This is a genomic window from Saccharopolyspora gregorii, from assembly GCF_024734405.1.
Classification (GTDB): Bacteria; Actinomycetota; Actinomycetes; order Mycobacteriales; family Pseudonocardiaceae; genus Saccharopolyspora_C; species Saccharopolyspora_C gregorii.
On the sequence record NZ_CP059556.1, the window covers coordinates 4,464,664 to 4,490,135 of the forward strand.

General features: G+C 71.0%; 17 protein-coding genes. 8 read left to right on the top strand and 9 right to left on the bottom strand.

All coding sequences use genetic code 11. The features are described from left to right. Positions 1-62 precede the first annotated feature (62 nt). Positions 63-2,105 (bottom strand): threonine--tRNA ligase, encoded by a 2,043-nt coding sequence (thrS, locus tag H1226_RS19405; RefSeq protein WP_258349460.1) that lies wholly within the window; start codon positions 2,103-2,105, stop codon positions 63-65. A 164-nt stretch (positions 2,106-2,269) separates the two neighbouring features. Continuing rightward, positions 2,270-4,408 carry a putative bifunctional diguanylate cyclase/phosphodiesterase gene (locus H1226_RS19410; RefSeq protein ID WP_258341972.1) on the bottom strand — a complete coding sequence of 713 codons (2,139 nt, stop codon included), beginning with the start codon at positions 4,406-4,408 and terminating at the stop codon, positions 2,270-2,272. A 634-nt stretch (positions 4,409-5,042) separates the two neighbouring features. Here H1226_RS19410 and H1226_RS19415 point away from each other — a divergent pair. Continuing rightward, positions 5,043-6,395 (top strand): FAD-dependent oxidoreductase, encoded by a 1,353-nt coding sequence (locus tag H1226_RS19415; protein WP_258341973.1) that lies wholly within the window; start codon positions 5,043-5,045, stop codon positions 6,393-6,395. 49 nt (positions 6,396-6,444) lie between these two features. On the opposite strand, the gene H1226_RS19420 is transcribed toward H1226_RS19415, so the two are convergent. Further along, positions 6,445-9,072 carry an AAA family ATPase gene (locus H1226_RS19420; RefSeq protein ID WP_258341974.1) on the bottom strand — a complete coding sequence of 876 codons (2,628 nt, stop codon included), beginning with the start codon at positions 9,070-9,072 and terminating at the stop codon, positions 6,445-6,447. Positions 9,073-9,227: 155 nt separating this feature from the next. Continuing rightward, positions 9,228-10,058: a putative RNA methyltransferase gene (locus H1226_RS19425; protein ID WP_258341975.1), complete on the bottom strand. Its 831-nt coding sequence runs from the start codon at positions 10,056-10,058 to the stop codon at positions 9,228-9,230. Between the two features lie 146 nt (positions 10,059-10,204). On the opposite strand from H1226_RS19425, the gene H1226_RS19430 reads away from it, so the two are divergent. The 3 genes from H1226_RS19430 (at position 10,205) to H1226_RS19440 (ending at position 13,633) form a co-directional block, all read left to right on the top strand. Continuing rightward, positions 10,205-10,966 (top strand): FkbM family methyltransferase, encoded by a 762-nt coding sequence (locus H1226_RS19430; protein ID WP_258341976.1) that lies wholly within the window; start codon positions 10,205-10,207, stop codon positions 10,964-10,966. Further along, positions 10,957-12,156 carry a glycosyltransferase gene (locus H1226_RS19435; protein WP_258341977.1) on the top strand — a complete coding sequence of 400 codons (1,200 nt, stop codon included), beginning with the start codon at positions 10,957-10,959 and terminating at the stop codon, positions 12,154-12,156. Before H1226_RS19430 ends, H1226_RS19435 begins: the two co-directional genes overlap by 10 nt. A 61-nt stretch (positions 12,157-12,217) precedes the next feature. Beyond that, positions 12,218-13,633, top strand: a complete 1,416-nt coding sequence (locus H1226_RS19440) for a lipase maturation factor family protein (protein WP_258341978.1) — start codon at positions 12,218-12,220, stop codon at positions 13,631-13,633. Positions 13,634-13,637: 4 nt separating this feature from the next. Here H1226_RS19440 and H1226_RS19445 read toward each other — a convergent pair whose 3' ends face one another. The 4 genes from H1226_RS19445 to H1226_RS19460 form a co-directional block, all read right to left on the bottom strand. After that, positions 13,638-14,870, bottom strand: a complete 1,233-nt coding sequence (locus tag H1226_RS19445; RefSeq protein ID WP_258341979.1) for an SAM-dependent methyltransferase — start codon at positions 14,868-14,870, stop codon at positions 13,638-13,640. Positions 14,871-14,894: 24 nt separating this feature from the next. Next, positions 14,895-16,283, bottom strand: a complete 1,389-nt coding sequence (locus H1226_RS19450; RefSeq protein WP_258341980.1) for an FAD-binding oxidoreductase — start codon at positions 16,281-16,283, stop codon at positions 14,895-14,897. 348 nt (positions 16,284-16,631) lie between these two features. Then, positions 16,632-17,630 carry an adenylate/guanylate cyclase domain-containing protein gene (locus H1226_RS19455; protein WP_258341981.1) on the bottom strand — a complete coding sequence of 333 codons (999 nt, stop codon included), beginning with the start codon at positions 17,628-17,630 and terminating at the stop codon, positions 16,632-16,634. Beyond that, a complete protein-coding gene (locus tag H1226_RS19460; protein WP_224956216.1) occupies positions 17,611-18,063 on the bottom strand; it encodes a universal stress protein in 453 nt (150 codons plus the stop codon). Before H1226_RS19460 ends, H1226_RS19455 begins: the two co-directional genes overlap by 20 nt. Positions 18,064-18,326: 263 nt before the next feature. On the opposite strand from H1226_RS19460, the gene H1226_RS19465 reads away from it, so the two are divergent. Continuing rightward, positions 18,327-19,769, top strand: a complete 1,443-nt coding sequence (locus tag H1226_RS19465) for an amino acid permease (RefSeq protein WP_258341982.1) — start codon at positions 18,327-18,329, stop codon at positions 19,767-19,769. Positions 19,770-20,192: 423 nt separating this feature from the next. After that, positions 20,193-21,119, top strand: a complete 927-nt coding sequence (gene coaA, locus H1226_RS19470; protein WP_258341983.1) for a type I pantothenate kinase — start codon at positions 20,193-20,195, stop codon at positions 21,117-21,119. On the opposite strand, the gene H1226_RS19475 is transcribed toward coaA, so the two are convergent. Beyond that, positions 21,120-22,757, bottom strand: a complete 1,638-nt coding sequence (locus tag H1226_RS19475; protein WP_258341984.1) for a PucR family transcriptional regulator — start codon at positions 22,755-22,757, stop codon at positions 21,120-21,122. A 114-nt stretch (positions 22,758-22,871) separates the two neighbouring features. Between H1226_RS19475 and pruA the strand changes: the two genes are divergently transcribed. Both pruA and H1226_RS19485 read left to right on the top strand, forming a co-directional pair. Next, positions 22,872-24,500 carry an L-glutamate gamma-semialdehyde dehydrogenase gene (pruA, locus tag H1226_RS19480; protein ID WP_224956220.1) on the top strand — a complete coding sequence of 543 codons (1,629 nt, stop codon included), beginning with the start codon at positions 22,872-22,874 and terminating at the stop codon, positions 24,498-24,500. Positions 24,501-24,530: 30 nt separating this feature from the next. Further along, positions 24,531-25,460, top strand: coding sequence for a proline dehydrogenase family protein (locus H1226_RS19485; RefSeq protein ID WP_224956221.1), 930 nt, complete (start codon positions 24,531-24,533; stop codon positions 25,458-25,460). The last annotated feature ends 12 nt before the right edge of the window (positions 25,461-25,472 follow it).

Below are 25,472 nucleotides of genomic sequence, written 5' to 3' on the forward strand. Positions count from 1 at the left end.
CAGCGCGTCCGGCACGCCGGTGCCGCGCTGCTCCGAGAACTGGACCCCGCTGTCGTCGGAGGTCACGCCGACTCCGCCCCGGCCGCCAGCTCCCGCTGGAAGACCTCCGCGGTCGGCGAGGTGTTCTCGCGGCGCTCCACCCAGCGGCCGATCGCGGCCACCGCCTCCGCCACCGGCACCCCGTTGATCTGGGTGCCGTCGCGGAACCGGAACGACACCGCGCCGGCCTCCACGTCCTTGCCGCCGGCCAGCAGCAGGAACGGCACCTTCTGCGTGGTGTGGTTGCGGATCTTCTTCTGCATCCGGTCGTCGCCGTGGTCGACCTCGGCGCGAATCCCCCCGGCGCGCAACGACTTCACCACGCCGACGAGGTGGTCGGCGTGCTCGTCGGCGATCGGGATGCCCACCACCTGCACCGGGGACAGCCACGCCGGGAACGCGCCCGCGTAGTGCTCGGTGAGCACGCCGAAGAACCGCTCGATCGACCCGAACAGCGCCCGGTGGATCTTGATGGGCCGCTGCTTGGCGCCGTCCTTGCCGGTGTACTCCAGGTCGAACCGCTCCGGCAGGTGGTAGTCCACCTGGATCGTCGACATCTGCCAGCTGCGGCCCAGCGCGTCCTTCGCCTGCACCGAGATCTTCGGGCCGTAGAACGCGGCGCCGCCCGGGTCCGGCACCAGCTCCAGGCCGGAGGACTCGGCGGCCTCGCGCAGCGCCTCGGTGGCCACCCGCCAGCTCTCGTCGTCGCCGACGTACTTCTCGTCGTTGCGGGTGGACAGCTCCAGGTAGAAGTCCTCCAGGCCGTAGTCGCGCAGCAGGTCCAGCACGAACGACAGCAGCGACTTCAGCTCGTCCTGCAGCTGCTCCGGCATGCAGTAGATGTGCGCGTCGTCCTGCGTCATGCCGCGCACCCGGGTCAGGCCGTGCACCACGCCGGACTTCTCGTACCGGTACACCGAGCCGAACTCGAACAGCCGCAGCGGCAGCTCCCGGTAGGAACGCCCGCGGGACCGGAAGATCAGGTTGTGGAACGGGCAGTTCATCGGCTTCAGGTAGTAGTCCTGGCCCGCCTTGCGCAGCACGCCGTTCTCGTCGCGCTCCTCGTCGAGGTGCATCGCCGGGAACATGCCGTCCTTGTACCAGTCGAGGTGCCCGGAGGTCTCGAACAAGGTGCCCTTGGTGATGTGCGGGGTGTTCACGAACTCGTAGTCCGCGGCCTCGTGGCGGCGGCGCGAGTAGTCCTCCAGCTCGCGGCGGATGATGCCGCCCTTCGGGTGGAACACCGGCAGCCCGGAGCCGACCTCCTCCGGGAACGAGAACAGGTCCAGCTCGGCGCCCAGCCTGCGGTGGTCGCGGCGCTCCGCCTCGGCCAGCCACTCCAGGTGCTCGGCCAGCGCCTCCTTCGACTCCCACGCGGTGCCGTAGACGCGCTGCAGCTGCTGGTTGTTCTGGTCGCCGCGCCAGTAGGCGGCGGCCACCCGGGTCAGCTTGAACGCGGGGATGAACTTGGTGTGCGGCACGTGCGGGCCGCGGCACAGGTCGCCCCACACGACCTCGCCGTGGCGGTCGATGTTGTCGTAGACGGTCAGCTCACCGGCGCCGACCTCCATCACCTCGCTGGTGTCGACCTCGTCCGCGCCGGACTTCAGGTCGACCAGCTCCAGCTTGTACGGCTCGTTCGCCAGCTCCTCGCGGGCGGCCTCCACCGAGTCGAGGCGGCGGCGGGAGAACTTCTGCCCGGACTTGACGAGCTGCTTCATGCGCTTCTCCAGCGCCTGCAGGTCCTCCGGGGTGAACGGGCGGTCCACGTCGAAGTCGTAGTAGAAGCCGTCCTTGACGGGCGGGCCGATGCCCAGCTTCGCGTCCGGGAACTGCTGCTGCACGGCCTGCGCCAGCAGGTGCGCGGCCGAGTGGCGGATGACGCTGCGCCCGGCCTCGGTGTCGGCGGCGACCGGTTCGACCTCCACGTCGGACTCCGGCGCCCACGCCAGGTCGCGCAGCTCGCCCTCCTCGTCGCGGACCACGACGATCGCCTGCGGGCCCTGGCCGGGCAGACCGGCTTCGGCGACGGCGGCGGCAGCGGTAGTGCCCGCCGGCACCTTCACCCTGGTGACCTGCTGGGCTTCGGGCGGCTGAACGGACACGATGACTCCTCGTGAAGGGCGGTCGCCGAGGAGGCGACCCGCGGATGAAACCGGCTGGTACTTGCCCCTTCGATGCTATCGGCCGCCCGCCACCCGATTTCCGCCCCTGCCCGGCGCGGACGGGTTCAGCCGAGATCACCTTCCGCGATCATCGCCTCGATCTCCATCGCGGAGGCGAGGCCGCCCGCGCACGGCCCGATCACGCCCTGCACGCCGAGCTTGCGCAACCGGTTCGCCTGCTCGATGGTGCGCACCCCGCTGCCGACGACGGCCAAGCCCAGCAGCTGGGCCGAACCGACCAGGCTGGACACCAGGTGCTCGTCCAGCGGATCCGCCCCGTCCGGCGCGGCGAACGAGTCCAGGTAGCCGCCGGTGAGCCGCACCGCGCACAGCGGCAGCCCGCGCAGCCGCGCCACCTCGCGGTGGTCGTGGCCGAAGTCGTGCACGCCCAGCGTCAGGCCCATCTCGGCGAAGATCTCCAGCGCGTCGATCGGATCGCCGTACTGGTCGAACAGCGCCGCCTCCGGCACCCCGATGATCAGCTTGCTGGCCGGCAGCCCGCTGTCGGCGAGGATGCGGCGCATGTCGCCGACCAGCTCCGGGTCCCGCAGCTGCCGCGCCGACAGGTCCACGGCCGCCACCGGCCCCCGATCGCCGAACCGCTCCTGCCAGTGCACGGCGTGCGCGCACACCTGCTCCAGCATCCAGGTGCCGAGCCGGGTGATCAGGCCGGTTTCCTCCGCCAGCCCGAGGAAGTCCTCCGCGTCGAGCTCGCCGAACTCCGGGTGGTCCCAGCGCAGGTGCGCCCGCACCCCGACCAGCGAGGCGTCGTCCCACCACAGCACCGGCTCGTACTCCACGTACAGCTCGTGCTCGTGCAGCGCGCTGGGCATCGCCGCCGACAGGTGGAACCGCTCCTTGGCCGCCGCGTTGTGCTCCGGGTCGAACAGCGCCCACTGCGCCCGGCCCTCGTTCTTGGCGCGGTACAGGGTGATGTCGGCGTCCTGCAGCAGCTCGTCCGGCCCGGTGGCGGCGACCGCGGTCTCCACCACGCCGACGCTGGCGGAGGCGGTGAGCAGGTGACCGCACACCGACACCGGGCGGGTCACCTCCGAGAGCATGTGCTCGACGATCTCCACCAGCCGCGCCGCGCCCTGCGAGTCGGGGACGAGCACCACGAACTCGTCGCCGCCCATCCGCGCCGCCAGCCCCGACTCCAGGGTGGCCAGGGCGTTGAGCCGTTGCGCCATCGCGCGCAGCAGCTCGTCCCCGACCGGGTGCCCGAGGCTGTCGTTGATCGCCTTGAACCCGTCCAGGTCGAAGTAGCACAAGCCGACCCGGCGGCCCGGGTACGCCGGTTCCAGCGCCGCGTCCAAGGTGGTCTTGAGCAGGGTTCGGTTCGCCAGCCCGGTCAGCGGGTCGTGGGTGGCCTGCCTGCGGAACTGCTCCTGGAGCATGTGCCGGTGGGTGATGTCCTCGTAGAGCAGCACCTGGTAGTCCGGCGTGCCGTGCGAGTCGCGCACCAGCGAGGCCGACACCTGCGTCCAGATGTGCGCGCCGTCGGCGCCGCTGAGCCGCGTCTCGGACTGGAACCGGTCCACCTCGCCCACCGAGAGCGATTCGACGTTCTCCACCAGGTCGTCCACCCAGTCCGGGTCGGCGAGGTCGAAGACGCTGCGGCCCACCAGGTCCTGGCAGACCGGTTCGAAGATGCCCTCCATCGGGGAGTTGACCTCCTCGATGATGCCGTCGAGCGTGACGATCGCGATGCCCAGCGCGGAGGAGGTGAACACCGCGCGGAACGAGGCCTCGCTGGCGCGCAGCGCCTCCTCGGCGGCGTCCCTGGCCTGCAGCACGGCGCGCTTGATGACCTCCTGCTCGTCGAGCGTCTGCTCGCGCAGCTGCCCCGCGTAGGCGGCGGCGACGGCGCTCAGCACCGGCACCAGGTCACCGCGCCCGAACCGCGCGGACCGCAGCTCCGGCAGCCCGGAGCCGAGCACCCGCAGCGTGCGGTCCAGCGCGGCGGGACCGGTGAAGTGGATGCGCACCAGCCGCGCGCCGAGCTCGGCGGCGGCCTCCAGCAGCCGGTCCGCCTCGCCCGCGGCGTCCAGCAGCGCGTCGAGCCGCTCCAGCAGGAAGTCCTCGATGTCGGCGCGCGCCATCGGCACGTAGCTGGTGCGGATGATCTCGCGGGTCCAGCGGCGGACCAGCGCGGCCCGTTCCGCCCCGGGGCCGTCGCCGGGCCCCTCGGAAGACTCCGTCATGACCCGGCACCGCCGATTCGGCCGCGGATTCCGCCATTTCCGAGGATTTCGGGACGACTGTTCGCGCATGGGCATATTCCCCGGAGGAATGAGGGCGGGATACCACCCCGGGCGCGGCTGGGGCGAGGCCCGCGGCGGCCCGCGGGGCGCTCCGCGGGCTGGTGCTCGACGCGGTCGGCGGACCGCCGGGCGACGGCTCCCGGAACGGACCGGGACCGACGCCGCGCGGCGCGTTCTTCGAGGTGAACACCATCAGGCAGCCGTTCCGGCCGCTGGTGCATCGTTGCCTCCCGAGTGCCGGTGTCCACGATGGTCGACCCGACTAAAGTCGGTACTCTACAAGATCTTTTTAAGGTACAGGCACCAACGCCGAACGTGATCGTACTGTGACGGTCCGCGCCCGGTCATCCATCGATTTCGGGGACGCCACCCGGTCGAGCGAGAAGCGCTATGAGGCTTCTCACCGTCCGCATTCCGGGATTTCCGGTAAGGGGAACCTAAGCTGGAGGGTGGTCGGATCGCGCCGCACGCGACGGGCACCCTAGAACGGAACGCCCGGCACCCGCCGCGGCACATCCACGACGGCCCGGGGCCACCCCCGGCGCCACCTTTGAAGTCGAGCAGGAGGACACGCATGACCCGCCCACTGCGAGTTGCGATCGTCGGGGCCGGCCCCGCCGGCGTGTACGCCGCGGACATCCTGACGAAATCCGAGACGCCAGTGGACATCGACCTGCTCGACCGGATGCCCGCCCCCTACGGGCTCATCCGCTACGGCGTCGCTCCCGACCACCCGCGCATCAAGGGCATCGTGAACGCGCTGCGGCGCATCATGGAGAAGCCGGAGATCCGCTTCCTCGGCGGCGTGAACTACGGCGAGGACATCAAGCTCGAACAGCTCCGGCACCACTACGACGCGGTGATCTTCTCCACCGGCGCCGACAAGGACCGGGCGCTGGACATCCCCGGCATCGACCTGGCGCACAGCCACGGCGCCGCCGACTTCGTCTACTGGTACGACGGCTACCCGGAGGCGACCCGCGACTGGACCTTGGACGCCAAGGAGGTCGCGGTCGTCGGTGCGGGCAACGTGGCGCTGGACGTGGCGCGGGTGCTCGCGAAGCAGGCCGACGACCTGCTCAGCACCGAGATCCCGGACAACGTCTACCAGGGCCTGAAGAACTCGCAGGTCACCGACGTGCACCTGTTCGCCCGCCGCGGTCCCGCGCAGGCCAAGTTCACGCCGCTGGAGCTGCGCGAGCTCGACCACCAGCCGGGCGTGGAGCTCATCGTGCACCCGGAGGGCTTCGAGCTCGACGAGGCCAGCGAAGAGGCCATCCGCAGCAACAACCAGGTCAAGACGATCGTCAAGACCTTCCAGGACTGGGCGCTGCGGGACCCGAAGAACGACACCCCGCGGCGGCTGCACTTCCACTTCCTGCGCGCGCCGGTCGAGGTCCAGGGCACCGACCGCGTCGAGGGCCTGCGCACCGAGATCATGGAGCTCACCGGCGACGGGAACGTGCGCGGCACCGGCGAGTTCGAGACCACCCCGGTGCAGGCGATCTACCGCGCCGTCGGCTACCTGAGCTCCCCGGTGCCGGACATCCCGTTCGACCACGGCACCGGCACCGTCCCCAACGACGGCGGCCGCGTGCTCGACCTCGACGGCGAGCACATCACCGGCGTCTACACCACCGGCTGGATCAAGCGCGGGCCCGTCGGCCTCATCGGCCACACCAAGGGCGACGCGCTGGAGACCATCGGCAACCTGCTGGACGACCTGGACTCGATGCCGACCGCCGAGGAACCGGACCGCGAGAGCGTGCTGCGGCTGCTGGACGACAACGGCGTCCGCTACACCACCTGGGACGGCTGGAACCTGCTCGACGCGCACGAGCAGGCGCTCGGCGAGGCCCAGGGCCGCGAGCGCATCAAGGTCGTCGAACGCGACGACATGATCAACATCTCCCGCTCGGAGAGCTGATCCCGCAACCAGAACGGCCCGCCGGAGTTCCGGCGGGCCGTTCCGCGTTTCAGGGGGTGTAGTCCGGGAAGAACTCGGTGACCTTGCAGGTGTCGCAGTGTCCGAGCAACCGGTACCAGCGGCAGGTTGCCGGCCAATCATCCGAACGACGCGATCTTCCACCGCCGCCCGATTCGAACAGCTTCACCAGTCCGCGCAGCGACGTCCCGTATTCCTTAATGCTACTCACACTCGGATAGACGAAGTTGGCATGACTGGAGTCATTCAGTAAGTAATCCTTACTCTTGCTGATCACGTCGAGAACTTCCGCGATTCGCAGATTCGATTCCCGATGCTTGATACTATTGCATTGCTGGTACATTTCGCTAATCGTGGAGATACATAACTCCACCTTTTTTGCGCGATCACCAAGCGGCTCAGACCTAGCTCTCAGCACGATCGACACGTCATCGATGTAGCCGCGACCATGCGGCCCCAGGACCTCGATCAAATCCCCGGTGATAGATTCCAGAACCTGCCTGGCCAGGTTTCCGGCGGCACTCCGCAACCACATTCGGTTGTGATCACCACCGTTCCTCGCAATGAGCTCGTTGAGCCGGTCGAGGTAATCACGCGGCGAGCGCGGCTTCATCACCGTCCGCGCCTCGCACTCATCCGAAGACTCGATCTCGAGGTACCACTGCGCGGTGCAGGGAAGACGGTTTCCATGATGCTCCCAGAGCCGCTTCACGAGCTGCTGGTCATGGGTGAGGATGACAACCTGCCGCCTCGGATCCTGCCCGGCAGGACCGAGGAGTTCACCGATCCCATCGCTCGCGAGCTTCTTCGCGGTTTCCACGTCGAGCATGTCCGTCGGATCGTCGAGGATCAACGGTGCCCCGACGTGCTCCCGCTCGATCGTCGCGAGGTGACAGGCGAGTCCGAGCATGTCGAGCTGCGAATCGGACAACCGGCCGATGGCCGTCACCTTGCCGCCTTCGATCAACACGTTCAGCCGCGGAGCTCCACTCCCCGACGCGACCTTCAAACTGATCGGCGGAGTGCGCTCCGGGGCCAGCTTGCGAATCCACGAGTTGATCGGTTCCGCCAAGTCGACGAGCTTCGCCTCCAGCACGTCAGTACGCCGGGCTTTGAGGTGACCAGCAGCAGCTCTGAGGGCGGCTTCACGATCCCGGTCCTTGCCGTGTTCGACGATTGCTTCAGCCACGTGACGAGCATCCTTGACCGCTTGCTCCGCAGACCGCAATTCGTCCCCACGGCGTGCGTGCACCGCTTCCGATCGCTGCACTTCCAGCTCGTTCGCCCGATCTTCCGCAGCAGGGCGGACAACGAGCAGTTCACCCAAGCTCCCAGCGACATCGTGCAGGGCCCCCTGGGAGAGCTGGTTCTTCGCCAGCTCGATCGACTTGCACAGCCTCGCCCGATGCTCGGCCCACGCACCTGCGAACTGCTGCAGCTCTCGATAACCGGCTTCGAAACCAGCACCGCCAGGAAAGGGACGCAAGGCCTGCTCGTCCCACACCGGCAGATGCCAGGCCAGATCCCGTCCTGCGAGCCTGTTCAGCTCATCGCGGATCTCGTTGCGGAGCTGTTCGTGCCGACGCAGGCGCTCGCGTTCGGCCGCGGTGGCGGCCAGTAACCGTTGCACCTCGCCGATCCGGGTGGTGGTCACCGTGCCTACCGCACATGCGGGGCACAGCTCCCCATCTCCCGCAACGGCCAGGAACGACTCGAACAGCGCTAGGAAGCCATCGCCGCCGATCACGGCCTCCGAAGCACTCGCGTCGTATTCAGCAAGGCGTTCGGCGAGACCATTCACATGCGTGACATCGGGGACCGATGGAGGCGGATCGAACCTGTGGTTCCAGACATCGGGGAGAGCTCGATCTCCGAGAGCTCGACGGAGATCGTCCACCCTGATCTGCGCTTCCGATTCGATCAGTTTCGCTATCTCGTCGACTTCTCGCCCCAGCCGGGACCCCCTCTCCTCTAGAAATTTCGCGACCGCGTCTTTGATGGAATTGGTGGCAGCGGAAATTCCGGACGACTTCAGTTGGTCAGCCGCACCACCCACGGCCTTCTGGGCTTTCGCCCACTTCTCGTCCGTGGGCGCCAATCCGACCGCGTCCCCGAGGATGACTGCTCGATCAACACCCTTCGAGTGGATGATCTCCCGGAGGCGACGTCGAGCTAGGAGCTGAATCGAAGGGACGTCGACTACCCCAACACCCCATGCACCCGTCCAACTCGCCCCCAACTTGCGTTCCCCGTCAACCCAGTTCACGGACACGTGCGGATCGCAGAGCGGCTTCCCATCCAGCGTGGCGTGCGGGATGTGGTCCTCGTCCTTGACCTCGTTCTTCAGGTCGGGCGTCTGCCTGGCACGAGTTGTCACTCCTGCCGTGAGCAGCTCGACCGCATCGACGAAGCTGGTCTTTCCGGTTCCGTTCTCGGCGTAGACGATCGTGAGGCCGCGGGAGAGCTCCAGTTCCTGTTCTTCACCGAAGGAGCGGATGCCCTGCACTCGGATGGATTCGATGTGCCCGTCGAATGGTGGCTGCGGCTGCGCTTCGTCCTCGGCAGTGAGCTCGTCGACGATCTTCCTCGCCTCGTCATCGTTAGGATCGTCGAGCTCCTCGATCCGCCGGATGATCTCGCGCCCCAGGTCTTCTTCCACGGACACCGCACCTCGTTTCAGCATTCGACACACTGATTGCGACGAATGCGAACACTACTGGTGCCGACGGCCTAGGTTTTCATTTCCCCATTCAGCCGAATGAAAGGAATATGCCGACGCAGACCGTGCCCGGGTCGGCGGAACGGATTGCTCCGTCAGCGGCGCCGGTACGTCGACAGGGTGATGGAGGCGGTGACCGGGAACGGGGTGGGGAGCTCGGCGATGCGGGCCGGGAGGGTGCCGGCGGTGTGCCAGGCGTTGGGGCCCATGCCGACGAGGGTGGCGAGCTCGGCCGGGCCCAGGTGCAGCGGGAACTCGCGGGTGGTGGTGGCGATCGGGTCGAAGTGCCCCGCGAGCTGCTCGGCGAGCCGCTGCGGTTTCCGCTCGTCCACGCTGAGCAGGCCCAGCGCCGAGACGAGTTCGCCCAGGTGACCGGAGTTCGGGGTGACCACCAGCAGGTGCCCGCCGGGGCGCAGCACGCGGTGCGTCTCGGCGGGGTTGCGCGGGGCGAACGCGTTGAGCACCGAGCCGACGGCGGCGTCGCGCAGCGGCAGCCCCTGCCAGGCGTCGGCGAGCACCGCGGACGCGCGCGGGTGCGCCTTCGCGGCACGGCGGGAGGCGAACTTGGAGACGTCCAGCGCCACGCCGACCTCGCCGGGGACCCGGTCCAGCACCCGCGCCAGGTAGTGCCCGGTTCCGGCGCCCAGGTCCAGCAGCGGCCCGCCGGTGTGGACTTCGGCCGCCGCGTCGGCCAGCGCCGCGGCGATCGGGTCGTAGTGGCCCGCGGCGAGGAAGTCCGCGCGGGCCGCGATCATCGGGGCGGTGTCGCCCGGCGCGGGGGCGCCCCGGCCGCCCAGCAGGCTCACGTAGCCCTGCTTGGCCAGGTCGAAGGAGTGGTTCGCGGCGCAGCGCAGCGCAGCACCATCCGGTTCCAGGCCCGCCCCGCAGTGCGGGCACGCCAACAGGCGCGCGATTTCGTCCAGCACTCGTTCCCCGCCTCCCCGACGCGGAATTCTAGGCGGCGCGCCGGGGCGCGATGACCGGGCCGCTCCCCCGTCGGCCGGCGCTCGGGTGCCGGGCCGCCGCGGTCCGGCGGCGGAGTAGGTTCCTCGGGACCGGGGAGGTGGGTGGGATGGGCAACGGCCTGCGTTGCGTCCGGCTCGACGACGGGTTCAGCTGCTACGTGCCGGAGAACTCGTCCGGCAGCACCGACGAGATCGGCTTCATCCACGCCGAGATCTTCCGCGACGAGTGCTACCTGCGCGGGGGCGCGGTGCTGCCCGCCGACGCGGTGGTCGTCGACGTCGGTGCCAACGTCGGGCTGTTCAGCCTGTTCGTGAAGCGGCGGTGCCCCGCCGCCCGGATCCTCGCGCTGGAGCCGATGCCGGAGACGTTCCGCGCGCTGTGGGCGAACCTCGCGGGTGTCGACGGGGTGCGGGCGGTGCGGCAGGCCGTGGGCGCCGGCGCCGAGGACGCGGTCGCGTTCACCTACTTCCCGGACCTGCCGGGCAATTCGACCCGCTACCCGGGCACCAAGAAGCTCGCCCGGCAGCACCCCACCGCGGGTGCCCTGCTGGCGGACGCCCGCGAGGTGGTGCTGCCGGTGCGGCGGTTGTCCGAGGTGCTCACCGAAGCCGGCCTGCCGGAGCGCATCGACCTGCTCAAGATCGACGTGGAGGGTGCCGAGGCCGACGTGCTCGCGGGGATCGACGACCGGGACTGGCCGCGGGTGCAGCAGGTCGTCGCCGAGGTGCAGGGGCATCGCGGCGAGGCCGAAGCCGTGCTGGAACTGCTGCGGGGCAAGGGTTTCAGCGCGGACGCGGGCGCCACCGAGGACGAGCTCGACGACCTCGGCACCCGCCTGATCACCGCCCGGCGACCGCCGTGCGCGTAGTCCTGACCTGCCTGCCGTTCCGCTCGCACCTGGTGCCGCTGCTGGCGCCGTGCGCGCACGCGCTGCGCCGCGCCGGGCACCGGGTGGCGGTGGCCTGCGCCGCCGGGATGGCGGACGTCGTCGCCGAGTGCGGGCTGGAGCACCTGCCGCTGCCGCGGGTGCGGACCCTCGACGCGCTGCTGCGCGATCCGGCGGTGTCCGGCAGCCCCGGCATGCCCGAGCACGCCGAGGCCACCGGTTCCGACCGGACCACCGTCGAAGCCCGCCGGGCTCCCGGCCCGCTGACCAGGACGTTCGCCGGTCCGCTCGCCGGGGTGCTCGCCGACGACCTGATCGGGGCCGCGGCCCGCTGGCGGCCGGACCTGGTCGTGCGGGAGTGCAACGAGTTCGGCGGCTACCTCGCGGCGGAACGGCTCGGGCTGCCGCACGCCGTGCTCGACATCGCCCCGCACAGCGCGCTGAACCTGCCGTTCGTGCGCGGTGCCGTCGACGAGCAGCGGGTGCGGCTCGGCCTGGACCCGGTGGACGACGTGCGGCACTCGTACCGGACGCTGGTCGCCGGGGTCGTCCCGCAGGAGTGGTACCCGCCGGAACTGCGCACCGCTCGCACCTACCGGCCGGTGCCCGTGGCAGGCGCCGACCGGCTGCCCGCCGAGTTCGCCGACCTGCCCGGGGACCGGCCGCTGGTGCTGGCCGGGTTCGGCACGCTGGCGCCGGTGCTGATCCCGGAACTCGCGGCCGTGCAAGGGCTGCTGGTCGAGGCGCTGGGCCGGGTGCGCTGCACGGCGGTCGTGGCGCTCGGCAGCGACCCGCGGGAGTGGCGCGGGCCGCGGCCGGGCAACGTGCGGCTCGTCGAGCGCACCCCGCAACGGGCGCTGCTGCACCGCGCGGACCTGTTCGTCTCGCACGGCGGGTTCGGCGGCGTGTTCGAGTCGCTGCTGGCGGGGACCCCGGTGGTGGCGCTGCCGCTGTTCTCCGACCAGCCGGACAACGCGCGCCGCACTGCCGAACTGGGGCTCGGCGCCGAAGTGGACCTCGGGACGACGAGCCCGGCGGCGCTGGCGCGGGTGTGCGCCGAGGTGCTGGGCGACCGCGCGGTGCGGGACCGGGTGGAGCGGATGTCCCGGTCGCTGCGCGCGGCCCCGGACCTCGACGCGCTCGCCGCGGACCTCGTCGCCCACGCCCGCTGACCGGCGGGGCCCGCATTCGGCCGCGGCCACGTGGGCACCCCGAGTGGGAGGAGGGAGCGCGATGGGTTCCTGGTTCTGGGCGCCGGAGTACGCGCAGGCGCGGGAGGTGTGCACCCGACTGGTCGGCCTGGCGTACCTGCTGGGCTTCGCGGCTGCGGTGCACCAGTTCCGCCCGCTGGCCGGGGAGCACGGGCTCACCCCGGCGCCGCGGTTCCTGCGCGCGGTGGGGTTCCGGCGCAGCCCGAGCCTGTTCCACCTGCACTACTCGGACCGCGCGTTCGGCGCGGTCGCCTGGACCGGGGTGCTGCTGGGCCTGGCGGCGGTGCTCGGCGTGGTGGCGGCGCTGCCGCTGTGGGCGTGGATGCTGGTGTGGCTGGTGCTGTGGGCGCTGTACCTGTCGATCGTGAACATCGGTCAGGTCTGGTACGGCTTCGGCTGGGAGTCGCTGCTGCTCGAAGCGGGCTTCCTGGTGATCTTCCTGGGCCCGGCGCACACCGCTTCCCCGGCGCCGGTGCTGTGGCTGCTGTGCTGGCTGCTGTTCCGCGTGGAGTTCGGCGCCGGGCTGATCAAGCTGCGCGGCGACTCCTGCTGGCGCGACCTGACGGCGCTGCACCACCACCACGAGACGCAGCCGATGCCGGGTCCGCTCAGCCGGTTCTTCCACCGGTTGCCCGGGCCGCTGCACAAGGCCGAAGTGCTGGCGAACCACGGGACGCAGCTGGTGGTGCCGTTCGCGCTGTTCGCGCCGCAGCCGATCGCGGACGTGGCGGCGGTGCTCGTCGTGCTCACCCAGTGCTGGCTGCTGCTGAGCGGCAACTTCGCCTGGCTGAACCTGGTCACGATCGCGCTGGCGTGCTCGGCGATGGACGACCGGCTGCTGCGGTTCCCCGCCCCGGAGATGCGGGATTCCCCGCTGTGGCACCAAGTCCTCGTGCTCGCGCTGGCGGCGGGGATGCTGGTGATCGCCCGCCACCCGGTGCGCAACATGCTCGGCCGCCACCAGGTGATGAACCGCAGCTTCAACCGGCTGCACCTGGGCGGCACGTACGGTGCGTTCGGTTCGGTGACCCGCACCCGCTACGAGGTCGTCGTCGAGGGAACTCCCGACCGCAGCGGGGAATCCGGCTGGCGCGAGTACGAGTTCCCCGGCAAACCGGGAGATCCGCGCCGCCGCCCGCCGCAGGTGGCGCCGTACCACCTGCGGCTGGGCTGGCTGCTCTGGTTCGTGGCGATCTCGCCGGGCTACGGCCGCGGCTGGATGCCCGCCCTGCTGCGCGGATTGCTGCGCGGCGACCGCGGGATCCGCCGCCTGCTGCGGCACGACCCGTTCCCGGACGAGCCGCCGGTGCTGGTCCGCGCGCGGCTGTACCGCTACCGCTTCGCGGACCGCGCCGAGCGCCGGGCGGGCCGCTGGTGGTCCCGCGAACCGGCGGGCGACCTGCTCCCGCCGATGTCGGCCGCGGACCTGCCCGGCTGACCGGTCACCAGGTGGGGCGCAGCGGCATGCCGGCGGCTCCGTCGTCGAGGCGGACGGCGAGCATCTGGTGCAGCTGGATGTTGTTGAGCTCGAAGCCCAGCCGCGAACCCGCCATGTACAGCCGCCAGATCCGCGCCCGCGCCGGGCCGACCTCCCGCACCGCCTCGTCCCAGTGCGCCTCCAGGTTCGCGCACCAGTCCCGCAGCGTGAGCGCGTAGTGCTCGCGCAGGTTCTCGGTGTGCCGGACCTCGAACCCGTTGTCGTGCATCGCCGACATGAGCGTCCCGGGGCCTTCCAGCTCGCCGTCGGGGAACACGTAGCGGCCGATGAACTTGCCGGGCTTGGAGGCCCGGGTGCCGTCGGGCCGGGTGATGGAGTGGTTGAGGAACCGGCCGCCGGGCCGCAGCTTCGCGCGCATCGCGGAGAAGTAGGCGGGCAGCTGCGCGAGTCCGATGTGCTCGGTCATGCCGATGGAGCTGATCGCGTCGAAGTCGGTCTCGGGCACGTCGCGGTAGTCCAGGTGCCGCACCTCGGCGAGGTCGGCGAGGCCGCGGTCCACGATGGCCTTCTGCGCCCACTGCGCCTGCTGCCGGGAGAGGGTGACGCCGATGGCCCGCACCCCGTAGTGCTCGGCCGCGTGCATCACCATGCCGCCCCAGCCGCAGCCGACGTCGAGCAGCCGCATGCCCTCCTGCAGCCCGAGCTTGCGCGCCACCAGGTCGTGCTTGCCGAACTGCGCCTGCTCCAGGGTGGCGTCGGCGTCCGGGTACACCGCGCAGGTGTAGGCCATCGACGGGCCCAGCACCCACTCGTAGAACCGGTTCGACACGTCGTAGTGGTAGGACACGGACTTGCTGTCCCGCAGCTTCGAGTGCCGCAGGCCGCCGCGCGGCCGGTACTCCTCCGGCGGCGGGCCGACCGGCCACCAGAACCGCTGCGCGCCGAGCCGCACCGCCAGGTCGAGCTTGGTGCGGGCGGGAACTTCCGCGATGGCGATCGACGGGAACCGGGACAGCGCCTCGTGCATGTCGCCGTGCACCTCCAGCGCCCCGGTGACGTAGGCCCTGGCGAGCCCCAGCTCGTCCGGGGAGGCCGCCAGGTGCGACAACGCCAGCGGAGAGCGGATCTCCACCGCGACGTCGGCTCCGGCCCGTCCCGCGCGGCTCCCGTCGTAGGCGCGGAACTCGACGTCGAGCCCTTCGCCGAGGATCCGCGGGAACACCTCTGCCCAACCCATGTTCGGTTCTCCTCCCTCTTGGCCCTATCGGTTGCCGACGCACTTCTCGTACAGGCCGGGAAGGCGGTCGTCGGGGTCGTAGCGCCGCTTCAACTCCTCGTAGGCGGGACGGTTGTAGAGCCGCCAGAACTCGTCCCGTTCGTAAAACGAGTCGGAGTACAGCGACTTGTGCCCGTCCAGTTCGCCGACCACGTCCTCGATGGCGCGGTTGTACTCGCCAGGGACGTCGCCCGGTTTGGTGTCCACTGCGGACCAGAAGCCCACGTTCACGTAGAGCTCCGCCGGATCCATCGGGTACAGCGACCAGCCCTGCGGGTCGCGCAGCCGGACCGGGCACAGCCAGATCGGTTCGATGCCGATCTCGCGGTGGAAGAACTCCAGGAACTCGGGCAGCCGGCGCACCGGGATCTCCACGTCCTGGATCACCGGTTCGCTGCCCGCGGCGCCGCGGGCGCGGGCGAGCCGGTCGGAGAACCCGGCGCGGCGGTCCCAGGCCACGATGCGGCGGTACACGTCGGAGCGGCGGTACTTGCGCGGCCACAGCGCGCGGACCGCGGGCCGCTGCACGCCGAACGCGCGGGAGCACCAGAACCAGTCGGTGTCCCAGCGCCACAGGTAGTCGTGGGTCGTCAGGTGGTCGGTCTGCTGCTCGCGCAGCGACCGGTAGTAGATGCGCCGGCCGGTGTAGTCGCTGGTGCCGGGTGCTTCGTCCACGTAGGTGCCGACGGTGAGGTACTGCTCGTCGGCGGCGAACACGGTGCCGTCGACGAAGTCGACGCGGTGGCCTTCGAACTCGCCGTCGCGGCAGATCTCCTCGATGGCGGCGGTGCACTCCTCGGCGGTGGAGAACCGGATGTGCCGCAGCCGCACGTAGGGCCGGGTGCGTTCGACCTCCACTTCGAGGCGCAGCGCGTAGCCGAGCGTGCCGTAGGAGTTCGGGAAACCGCGGTAGAGGGCGGCGTGCTCGTTGTCCGGCCGGGCCACCACGACCTCGCCGGAGCCGGTGAGGATCTCCATCTCGCGCACCGATTCGTGCGGCAGGCCGCTGCGGAACGAGCTGGACTCGATGCCGAGCCCGGCGACCGCGCCGCCGAGGGTGATCGTCTTGAGCTGCGGGACGACCAGCGGCATCCGCCCGGTGGGCAGGTGCGCGGCGACGACGGTCTCGTAGGTGGCCATGCCCTGCACCTGCGCGGTGCCCGCGTCGGGGTCGACGGACAGGACGCGGTTCAACCTGCCCACGTCGAGGCCGGTGGTGCTGCTGGGGGCGCGGAACCGGAACAGGTTGCTGGTGGGCTTCGCGAGCCGCACCTGCTGTCCGGGCGGGATCTTCGCGTACTGGTCGACCAAGGCGGCGACCTCGTCGGAGTGGTTCGCTGACACGGCTCCCGAGGTACCCGGATCGACTCCCATGGCTTCGACCCTATTGCTCCGGCCGGGACCCGGCATCCCACTTCTGCCAGCTCGTCGGCCTGCGAGCACCGGCGCGTCCGGGCAAATCGCCCATTTCCCGATCGGCCGGCCTGCGGCGGGCGGAACCCGATTCAGTTGCGCCACGCAACCGATTTCGCAGGTCACCCGACCATGCGAGACCCGGTGCCCCCGGCCCGCGGCAGTCGCCCGACCAGGCCCGTTGCGCCGATCGAGCGATCTCGATCACACCGGTCGCCGCGGCCGCCCGAACGGCCCAGCCCGTGCCCGCCCGGCCACCGAGCGTGCGCCGGACGGCGGACCCGCGCGGACGGGCCGTCCGCGGCGGGGTCAGCGGGCGCGGCGCAAGGCGTAGGCGCGCAGGCCCCGGAAGCTCTGCACCTTCGTCGGGCCGATCGAGGTCAGCGAGTACGCCGGGTGCGCCCGCAGCGAGGTCGCCAGCTCCCGGTCCACCAGCGCCGACGCCGGCCGCGCCACCGAGGTGAGCCTGCTGGCGATGTTCACCGTGGACCCGTAGACGTCGCCGAACCGCGCCAGCACCGGGCCCTGCGCCAAGCCGATCCGCAGCGGCGGCAGCTTGCCCGAACCGGGGATCCGCTCGTTGAGCGTCAGCGCGATCTCGGCCGCCTCGGCCGCGGTGTCGGTGACGAACAGGACCTCGTCGCCGACGGTCTTCACGATGCGGCCGCGGTTCTCCGCGACCACGGCGGTCGCGGTCTCCTCGAACTCGTCGATGAGCCTGCCCAGCTCGACCTCGCTGAAGTCGCGGATCAGGCGGGTGTAGCCGACCAGGTCGGCGAAGCCGATCACCTGCAGCCGCTCGTCGCCGTCCCCGACCTGCTCGGTCAGCTCGCGCGCCGCGGTCGCCGCGAGGTGCCTGCGCCACACGTAGCCCTGCAAGTCCTCCATCACCGGCGTGATCGCCTCGGCGAACTGCGCGGTCACGTCCAGGTCCTCGGCGAAGCGGTCGCCGAGCACCGAGCGGAAGATCGCCACCTGCCACTCGGCGAGCCGCGACATGGTCTGCGCCAGGGTGCGGGCGACCGCCGTCTCCAGCTCCGCGGTGATCACGTCGGCGGAGACGAGCTGCACGAGCATGCGCACCGCCCGCACGTCCGCGTCGGTGAACACGACCTCGTGGTCCTCGACGTGGGCGAAGCCCATCGCCTGCCACAACCGCTCCGCGCGGGCGAGCTCCACGCCTGCCGCCTCGGCGACGGCCGCCTTGGTGTACTTCGGTTCGCCGCCTAGCAGCGCCTTCTCGACCTCGTGGCCCAGCGGGGATTCCGCCTGGCCGCGAGGCCCGTCCTCATCGCGAGGTCCGGACAACGAGCACATCACAATCCGCCCGGCGGGAGACCTCGGAAGGCACCGAGCCGAGCAATCGGCCTTTGAGCGTGTTCAAACCCCTGCTGCCCACCACGAGCAGATCCGCCGACACCTTGCCCGCGACCTCCACCAGCGACGTCACCGGCGCGCCCACCACCGCGACCGTCTCCACCTCGGTGGCGCCGGTCTGCGCGGCCAGGTCGGCGGCCTCCAGCAGCGTCTGCTCCGCCGGGGCCGAGCCGATCACCTGGAACGCCTCGCCGCCCAGCTCGTCCTGGGCCTGCTCGACCTCGCGCTCGCTGCTCGGGTAGTAGGCGCACACGATGACCAGTGTGGCCGACGTGTCGGCGGCCACCGCCGCCGCCTTCGTCACCGCTCGCAACGAGGGCGTCGACCCATCCGTTCCGACGACGACACTCCGGTAGCTGGACATCAGCCGATCACCCTCCATCGCGTGACGCGCGCGGCGCGCGGACGTGAACACTAACGACCGGGCGGCGCGCGCGTCACGCCGTTCGGGCAAGACTTCCCCAGGAGCACGCGCGCGCTCGCGCGAACGCGTCGAATCGTGATCTCGATCGATCATCGTGTGGGTCGACAACGGGCGGCCCGGAACGTCGTCGCGCCCCACAACCACCCGGGTGGTGCGGGGCGCGTACGTTTTCCGCCAACTTCGAAGATGATCAGGAGGACGCGATGGCGGAACCTGGGCTCAGCCCCGGCAAGGGGATGTTGCGGCGCAAACCCATCGACGCGATCAGCGAGGACGACGGCGAGTCCGGCGGGCTCCAGCGCACCCTCGGGTTGTGGCAGCTGACCGCGATCGGCGTCGGCGGCATCATCGGCGCGGGCATCTTCTCGCTCGCCGGGGCCGTCGCCCACGGCAAGGCCGGCCCCGCGGTGCTGGTCTCGTTCCTCATCGCGGGGATCGCCAGCGCCGCGGCGGCGTTCTCCTACGCCGAGTTCGCGGGGATGATCCCGAAGGCCGGTTCGGCCTACACCTACGGCTACGCGGTGCTCGGCGAGATCGTCGGCTGGCTCATCGGCTGGGACCTGCTGCTGGAGTACACCGCGATCGTGTCCGTGGTGGCCATCGGCATCTCCGGGTACTTCACCGAGCTGCTCGGGTTCCTGCACGTCGAGCTGCCGCTGTGGATGGTCGGTGCCCCGGGCACCGAGGGCGGGGACGCGCCACCCGGCAGCTACAAGATCAACCTGTTCGCGGTGCTGCTGTGCCTGCTCATCGCGTTCGTGCTCAACCAGGGCATGAAGAACGCCGCCCGGTTCGAGACCGCGCTGGTCTACCTCAAGGTCGGCGTCGTGCTGCTCGTCGTCATCGTCGGCGCGTTCCACATCAACGCGGGCAACTACACGCCGTTCTTCCCGTTCGGCATCGGCGGTGCCATCACCGGCGCGGCGACCGTGTTCTTCGCGGTGTTCGGCTACGACGCGATGTCCACCGCGGCGGAGGAGTCCAAGGACTCGCAGAAGCACATGCCGAAGGCGATTCTGTACTCGCTGATCATCTCGATGGTGCTGTACGTGCTGGCCTGCCTGGTGCTCACCGGCATGATCCCGTACCAGGAGATCAGCGAGGAGAGCGCGTTCGCCACCGCGTTCGCCGACGTGGGCCTGCCCGTGGTCGGCGCGATCATCGCCGTCGGCGCCATCCTCGGCATCCTCACCGTGCTGTTCACCTTCATGCTCGGCGCCACCCGCGTCGGGTTCGCCATGTCCCGCGACGGGCTGCTGCCGAAGTGGTTCTCCCGCACCCACCCGGTGCGGAAGGTGCCGTCCCGGTTCACCTGGCTCATCGGCATCGTCTCCGCCGTGTTCGCCGGGCTGCTGCCCATCGAGGAGGCCGCGGAGCTGACCAACATCGGCATCCTGCTGGCGTTCGTCGTGGTCTGCGCCGCGGTGATCGTGCTGCGCTACAAGCGGCCCGAGCTGCCGCGCGGCTTCCGCACGCCGGGCATGCCGGTGGTACCGCTGATCGGCATCGTGTTCTCGCTGTGGCTGGTGACGTTCCTGGCGCCGGAGACGTGGCTGCGGTTCGCCGTCTGGTTCGCGATCGGGCTGGTGGTGTACGCGGCGTACGGCTACCGCCACTCGAAGCTGAACCAGCCTTCCGACGACTGACAGGCGGTCTCCCCCCCGCTTCTGGTGCGTAGGGGTGGGGTGGCGGAACCTCAGCCGCTTCCTCGCTGCGGGATCTTTTTCCCGAGTGGCTCCGCCACGAGGGAAAAAGCTGTCCTCGCGAGGAAGCGGCTGAGAACCCGCTGGTGGTCCGGTTGCTTGCTGGGTCGCCGCTCAGCGGCTTCGCCGCTGACAGGAGACAGGCACGGCCTGCCCGGCGGGTTCGCGAGCCGGCGATGAGTCGGGCTTCCGGTGGGTGGTGAGTCGACGATCACCTGATCGGCCCCGGGTGCGGTGCAGTGCGTCACAGCGCGCCCGGGGGGCCGAGATCTAGGGTTGCCGGTGCCGTCGAGCTCGGCGGCACCGGTGCGGACCGGCCGAAGCAGCCGAGAACCGGCCGGTCCTCAACGTCGAGGGGTGTGCGCCGTGACGCGAGTCCGCGAACTGAGCCCGTACGTCGAACTGCACCGCAAGCAGTGGCGGGAGCTCAGCGACTCGCTGCCGCTGCCCCTCACCCACTCCGAGCTGGAGGCGCTGCGCGGCCTCGGCGAACCCGTCGACCTCGACGAGGTCGCCGACGTCTACCTGCCGCTGTCCCGCCTGATCAACCTCCAGGTCGCCGCGCGGCAGCGGCTGCACGACAGCACCACCACCTTCCTCGGCGAGACCGCGCCGAAGGTGCCGTTCGTGATCGGCCTCGCCGGCAGCGTCGCCGTCGGCAAGTCCACCACCGCGCGCATCCTGCGGGCGCTGCTGGCGCGCTGGCCCGACCACCCGCAGGTCGACCTGGTCACCACCGACGGGTTCCTGCACTCCAAGGCCGAACTGGTCCGGCGCGGCATCATGCACCGCAAGGGCTTCCCGGAGAGCTACGACCGGCGGGCGCTGCTGCGCTTCGTCACCGAGGTCAAGTCCGGGGCCGAGTCGGTGACCGCGCCGGTGTACTCGCACCTCGCCTACGACATCCTGCCCGGGCACGAGCAGGTGGTGCGGCAGCCGGACATCCTCATCGTGGAAGGGCTCAACGTCCTGCAGCCCGGGCCGAGCCTCGCCGTGTCCGACCTGTTCGACTTCTCCATCTACGTGGACGCGCACACCGACCACATCGAGCGCTGGTACACCGACCGGTTCCTGGCGCTGCGCTGCACCGCGTTCGCCGACCCCGAGTCGCACTTCCACCACTTCGCCGGCCTCTCCGACGAGGACGCGCGGGCCGAGGCGCACCACCTGTGGCACACCATCAACCGGCCCAACCTGGTGGACAACATCCTGCCGACCCGGCCGCGCGCCACCCTGGTGCTGCGCAAGGACGGCGACCACGCCATCAACCGGGTGCGGCTGCGCAAGCTCTGATCAACGGCCCTGCCTGCGGTGCAGGAGCAGGTGCAGCTGCGTCGTCAGGCGTTCGGCGGGGTCCGCGAGGTCGATGCCGGTGATCTCGCCCGCGCGGCGGATGCGGTGCCGCAGCGTGTTCGGGTGCACGTGCAGCGCGGCGCTCGCGGACCGCACGTCGCCGAAGTGCTCCAGGTACGCCAGCACCGACCGCGCCAGCGCCCCCGAGTGCTCGGCGTCGTGGGCGAACAGCGCGTCCAGCCGCGGGTCGCGGAACCGCTCGTTGCCGCCGAGCACCGTCAGCAGCTCGCTGAGCACCACGCGGGAGCGCACGTCGGCGATGGTGGCGATCGGCGCGTCCAGGTCGTGGCCCATCGCGTCCAGCACCCGGTCCGCCTCGGCGCGCGAGTGCGGCACCTCGTCCAGCCCGGCCACCACCGAACCCACCCCGGCCTGCACCGCGGCCCGCAGCTGCTGCCCGGCGGCGGCCGCGATCTCCCTGGTCATGCCGAGCACCCCGGGCAGCGCGTGCACCGGCAGGTCCGGCAGCAGCACGTACACCCGCGAGCCGAGCGTCGTCACCAGCGCGCTGCGCCGGTAGGCGGCGGCGTGCACCGAGATCAACCCGGTCATCTCGGCGCGCTCCAGCTCCAGCTCCGGCCGGTTCGACACCCCGGCCCGGCCGCGCAGCGCGAACACCACGACCACCGCGGGCCGGGACGCGTCGGCGCCGATGTTGCCCGCGACGCTGGCCGCGTCGACCTTGCCGTCGAGCAGCCCGATCAGCAGGTTCTCCCGCAGCCGGGGGGCGGCGCTGGCCTCGGCGCGCTGCCGGATCAGCTGCACGGCCGCGACCCGGGCGGCGCCGAGCAGCGCGCGCCGGGACCGCTCCTCCAGCGGCCGCGAGCCCTCCTGCACCCAGATGGTGCCCAGCGGCTGCGCGCCCGCGTGGATGCCGACCGCCATCCGGCGCCGGATGCCCAGGTCGGGGCGTTCGTCGACGCCCACGACCTCCTCGCCGGAGCGCAGCCGCTCGTACACGCCCCACTCGCGCAGCATCGCCAGGTACGGCTCCGGGCCGCGGCGGCCCAGGATGGACAGCCTGCGCAGCTCGTCCACCTCGTCGTCGGAGCGGGAGTAGGCGAGGACCCGGCTGGCGGTGTCCTCGATGCTGACGCTGCCACCGGTCATGGCGGCGACGGTCTGGGCGAGCGCGAACAGGTCGCCCGGCGCCTCCCCCGCGTCCGCTTCGACGGTGAGCCGCGCGTTGTCCACGACGGTGCGCACCAGCGATTCCAGCTGCTCCCAGCGCACCTCCGGCCACACCCCGAACAGCGCGATGCCGGCGTCCAGCGCGGCGTCCCGCAGCACGGCCGCGTCCTGCTCGGCCTGGGTCTTCACCGCCACCGCGGCCGCCCCGTCCCGCGCGGCGGACCGGACCTGGCGCAGCGCGGAGCGGCCGCGGGCGCCGATCACCAGCACCAGGTCGCCGGGGTTGGCCGCCGCGTCCTCGTCGGGTTCGGCGATCACCACGTCCCGCACGTCCACGTCCAGGCCGGCCGGGGCCGCGAGCAGGTCGATCAGCGGTTCGCCGACGGCGACGAGCAGCTGCCGCAGCGGCGCTCCGGGCGCGGCCGGGCCACGCGGGTCCTCGTCCAACCGAACAACACGCTCCCCTCAACGATGGCCGATCGTACAGCCGCAGCGGCCCGTCCCGCTCCTACTGTTCTGGGTATTCCAAAACCCCAGCCGACCCGCGAGGAGGCGACAGGCATGGACGCCATCACCACCGTCCCGGCCCCGAGCAACGAACCGGTCAAGTCCTACGCCCCCGGCTCCGCCGAGCGGGAATCACTGCACAAGCGCATCGCCGAGCTCGAATCCGAGCGCCTCGACCTCACCTCGACGATCGACGGCGTGCAGCGGATGGCGGGCGGCGACCGCTTCGACGTGGTGCAGCCGCACGACCACGCGCACGTGCTCGGCACCTCCGCGCAGGCCACCCGCGAGGACGTCGCCGACGCGGTGCGCGCCGCCAAGAACGCCGCCCCCGGCTGGGCCGCCACCCCGTTCGACGAGCGCGCCGCGGTGCTGCTGCGGGCCGCCGACCTGCTCGCCGGGCCGTGGCGGGACACCATCAACGGCGCCACCGTGCTCGGGCAGTCCAAGTCGGTGCAGCAGGCCGAGATCGACGCGGCCTGCGAGTTCATCGACTTCCTGCGGTTCAACGTGCACTACGCGCGCCGCATCCTCGCCGAGCAGCCCACCTCGGTGCCGAACGAGTGGAACCGGATGGAGTACCGGCCGCTGGACGGCTTCGTCACCGCCATCACCCCGTTCAACTTCACCGCCATCGCCGGGAACCTGCCCACCGCGCCCGCGCTGATGGGCAACACCGTGGTGTGGAAGCCGACGCCGTCGCAGCAGTTCGCCGCGCACTTCACCATGCGGATGTTCGAGGCCGCCGGGCTGCCCCCGGGCGTGATCAACCTGGTCACCGGCGACGGGCAGGCCGTCAGCGAGGTCGCGCTGGCCGACCCGGACTTCGCGGGCCTGCACTTCACCGGCTCGACCGGCACGTTCAAGAAGCTGTGGCGCACCGTCGCCGAGAACCTCGACTCCTACCGCAGCTACCCGCGGATCGTCGGCGAGACCGGCGGCAAGGACTTCATCGTGGTGCACCCGTCGGCGGACCCGGCCCCGCTGGCCACCGCGTTCGCCCGCGGCGCCTTCGAGTACCAGGGGCAGAAGTGCTCGGCGGCGTCCCGCGCCTACGTGCCGCGCTCGATCTGGGAGGGCGGGCTGCGCGACGAGCTGGCGGAGCTGACCCGGACGATCAGCTTCGGCGACGTCACCGACTTCGGCCACTTCGGCGGCGCGGTCATCGACGCGCGGGCGTTCGCGAAGCACAAGACCGCGCTGGAGCGGGCCCGCACCACCTCCTCGATCGAGGTGCTGGCCGGTGGCGGCTGCGACGACTCGGTCGGCTACTTCGTCGAGCCGACGGTGCTGGTCTGCGACGACCCGGCCGACGAGGTGTTCACCACCGAGTACTTCGGGCCGATCATCGCGGTGCACGTCTACGACGACGCCCGCTACGCGGAGATCCTCGACGTGGTGGACGCGTCCAGCCCGTACGCGCTGACCGGCGCGGTGTTCGCCACCGACCGGTCCGCGATCGAGCTGGCGCACCGGAAGCTGCGGCAGGCGGCGGGGAACTTCTACGTCAACGACAAGCCCACCGGGTCCATCGTGTCCCGCCAGCCGTTCGGCGGGGGCCGTGCCTCCGGCACCAACGACAAGGCCGGGTCGATGTTCAACATCCAGCGCTGGACCAGCCCGCGCGCCATCAAGGAGACGTTCGTCGCGCCCACCGGGCTCGGCTACCCGCACATGGACTGATCCGATCCGCTTCGCACCTGAGGAGACCCGATGCTGCGCTCTGCTCTGCTGGCTGCGGCGCGTTCCACGAACGTGCGGCGGATCGTGGAATCCAACCCGCTGACCGGCCCGGTGGTGGACCGGTACGTGGCCGGGACGACCGCGCTGGACGCGGTCGCGGCCACCCGCGCGCTCGCGGCGCGCGGCATGCGCACCACGCTGGACCACCTCGGCGAGGACACCCTCGACGCCGGGCGGGCCGCGGACACCGTGAACGCCTACCGGGCGGTGCTCGGTTCGCTCGGCGACGCGGGCCTGGCCGACCGGGCCGAGGTGTCGGTGAAGCTCTCCGCCGTCGGGCAGTCGCTGCCGGTGGACGGGGAGAAGATCGCGCTGGACAACGCGCGGCTGATCTGCGAGGCCGCCGCGGCGGCGGGCACCACGGTCACCCTCGACATGGAGGACCACACCACCACGGACTCCACGCTGGGCATCCTGCGGGACCTGCGGGTGGACTTCCCGTGGGTGGGCGCGGTGCTGCAGGCGTACCTGCGGCGCACCGAGCAGGACTGCCGGGACCTGGCCACGGCCGGTTCCCGGGTGCGGCTGTGCAAGGGCGCCTACGCCGAACCCGCCTCGGTCGCGTTCGCCGAACGGTCCGAAGTGGACAGGTCGTACGTGCGGTGCCTGCGGGTGCTGCTGGAAGGCGCGGGCTACCCGATGGTGGCCACGCACGACCCGCGGATGATCGAGATCGCGCTCGACCTGGCGGCGCGCGCCGGGCGGTCCGCGGAGGGCTTCGAGTTCCAGATGCTCTACGGGATCCGGCCCGACGAGCAGGAGCGGCTGGCCGCCGAAGGCCACCGGCTGCGGGTGTACGTGGCCTACGGCGACCAGTGGTACGGCTACTTCATGCGACGGCTGGCCGAACGCCCGGCGAATCTCGCGTTCTTCGCCCGGTCGTTGCTCGGCCGCGGCTGATCCATGCTGTTC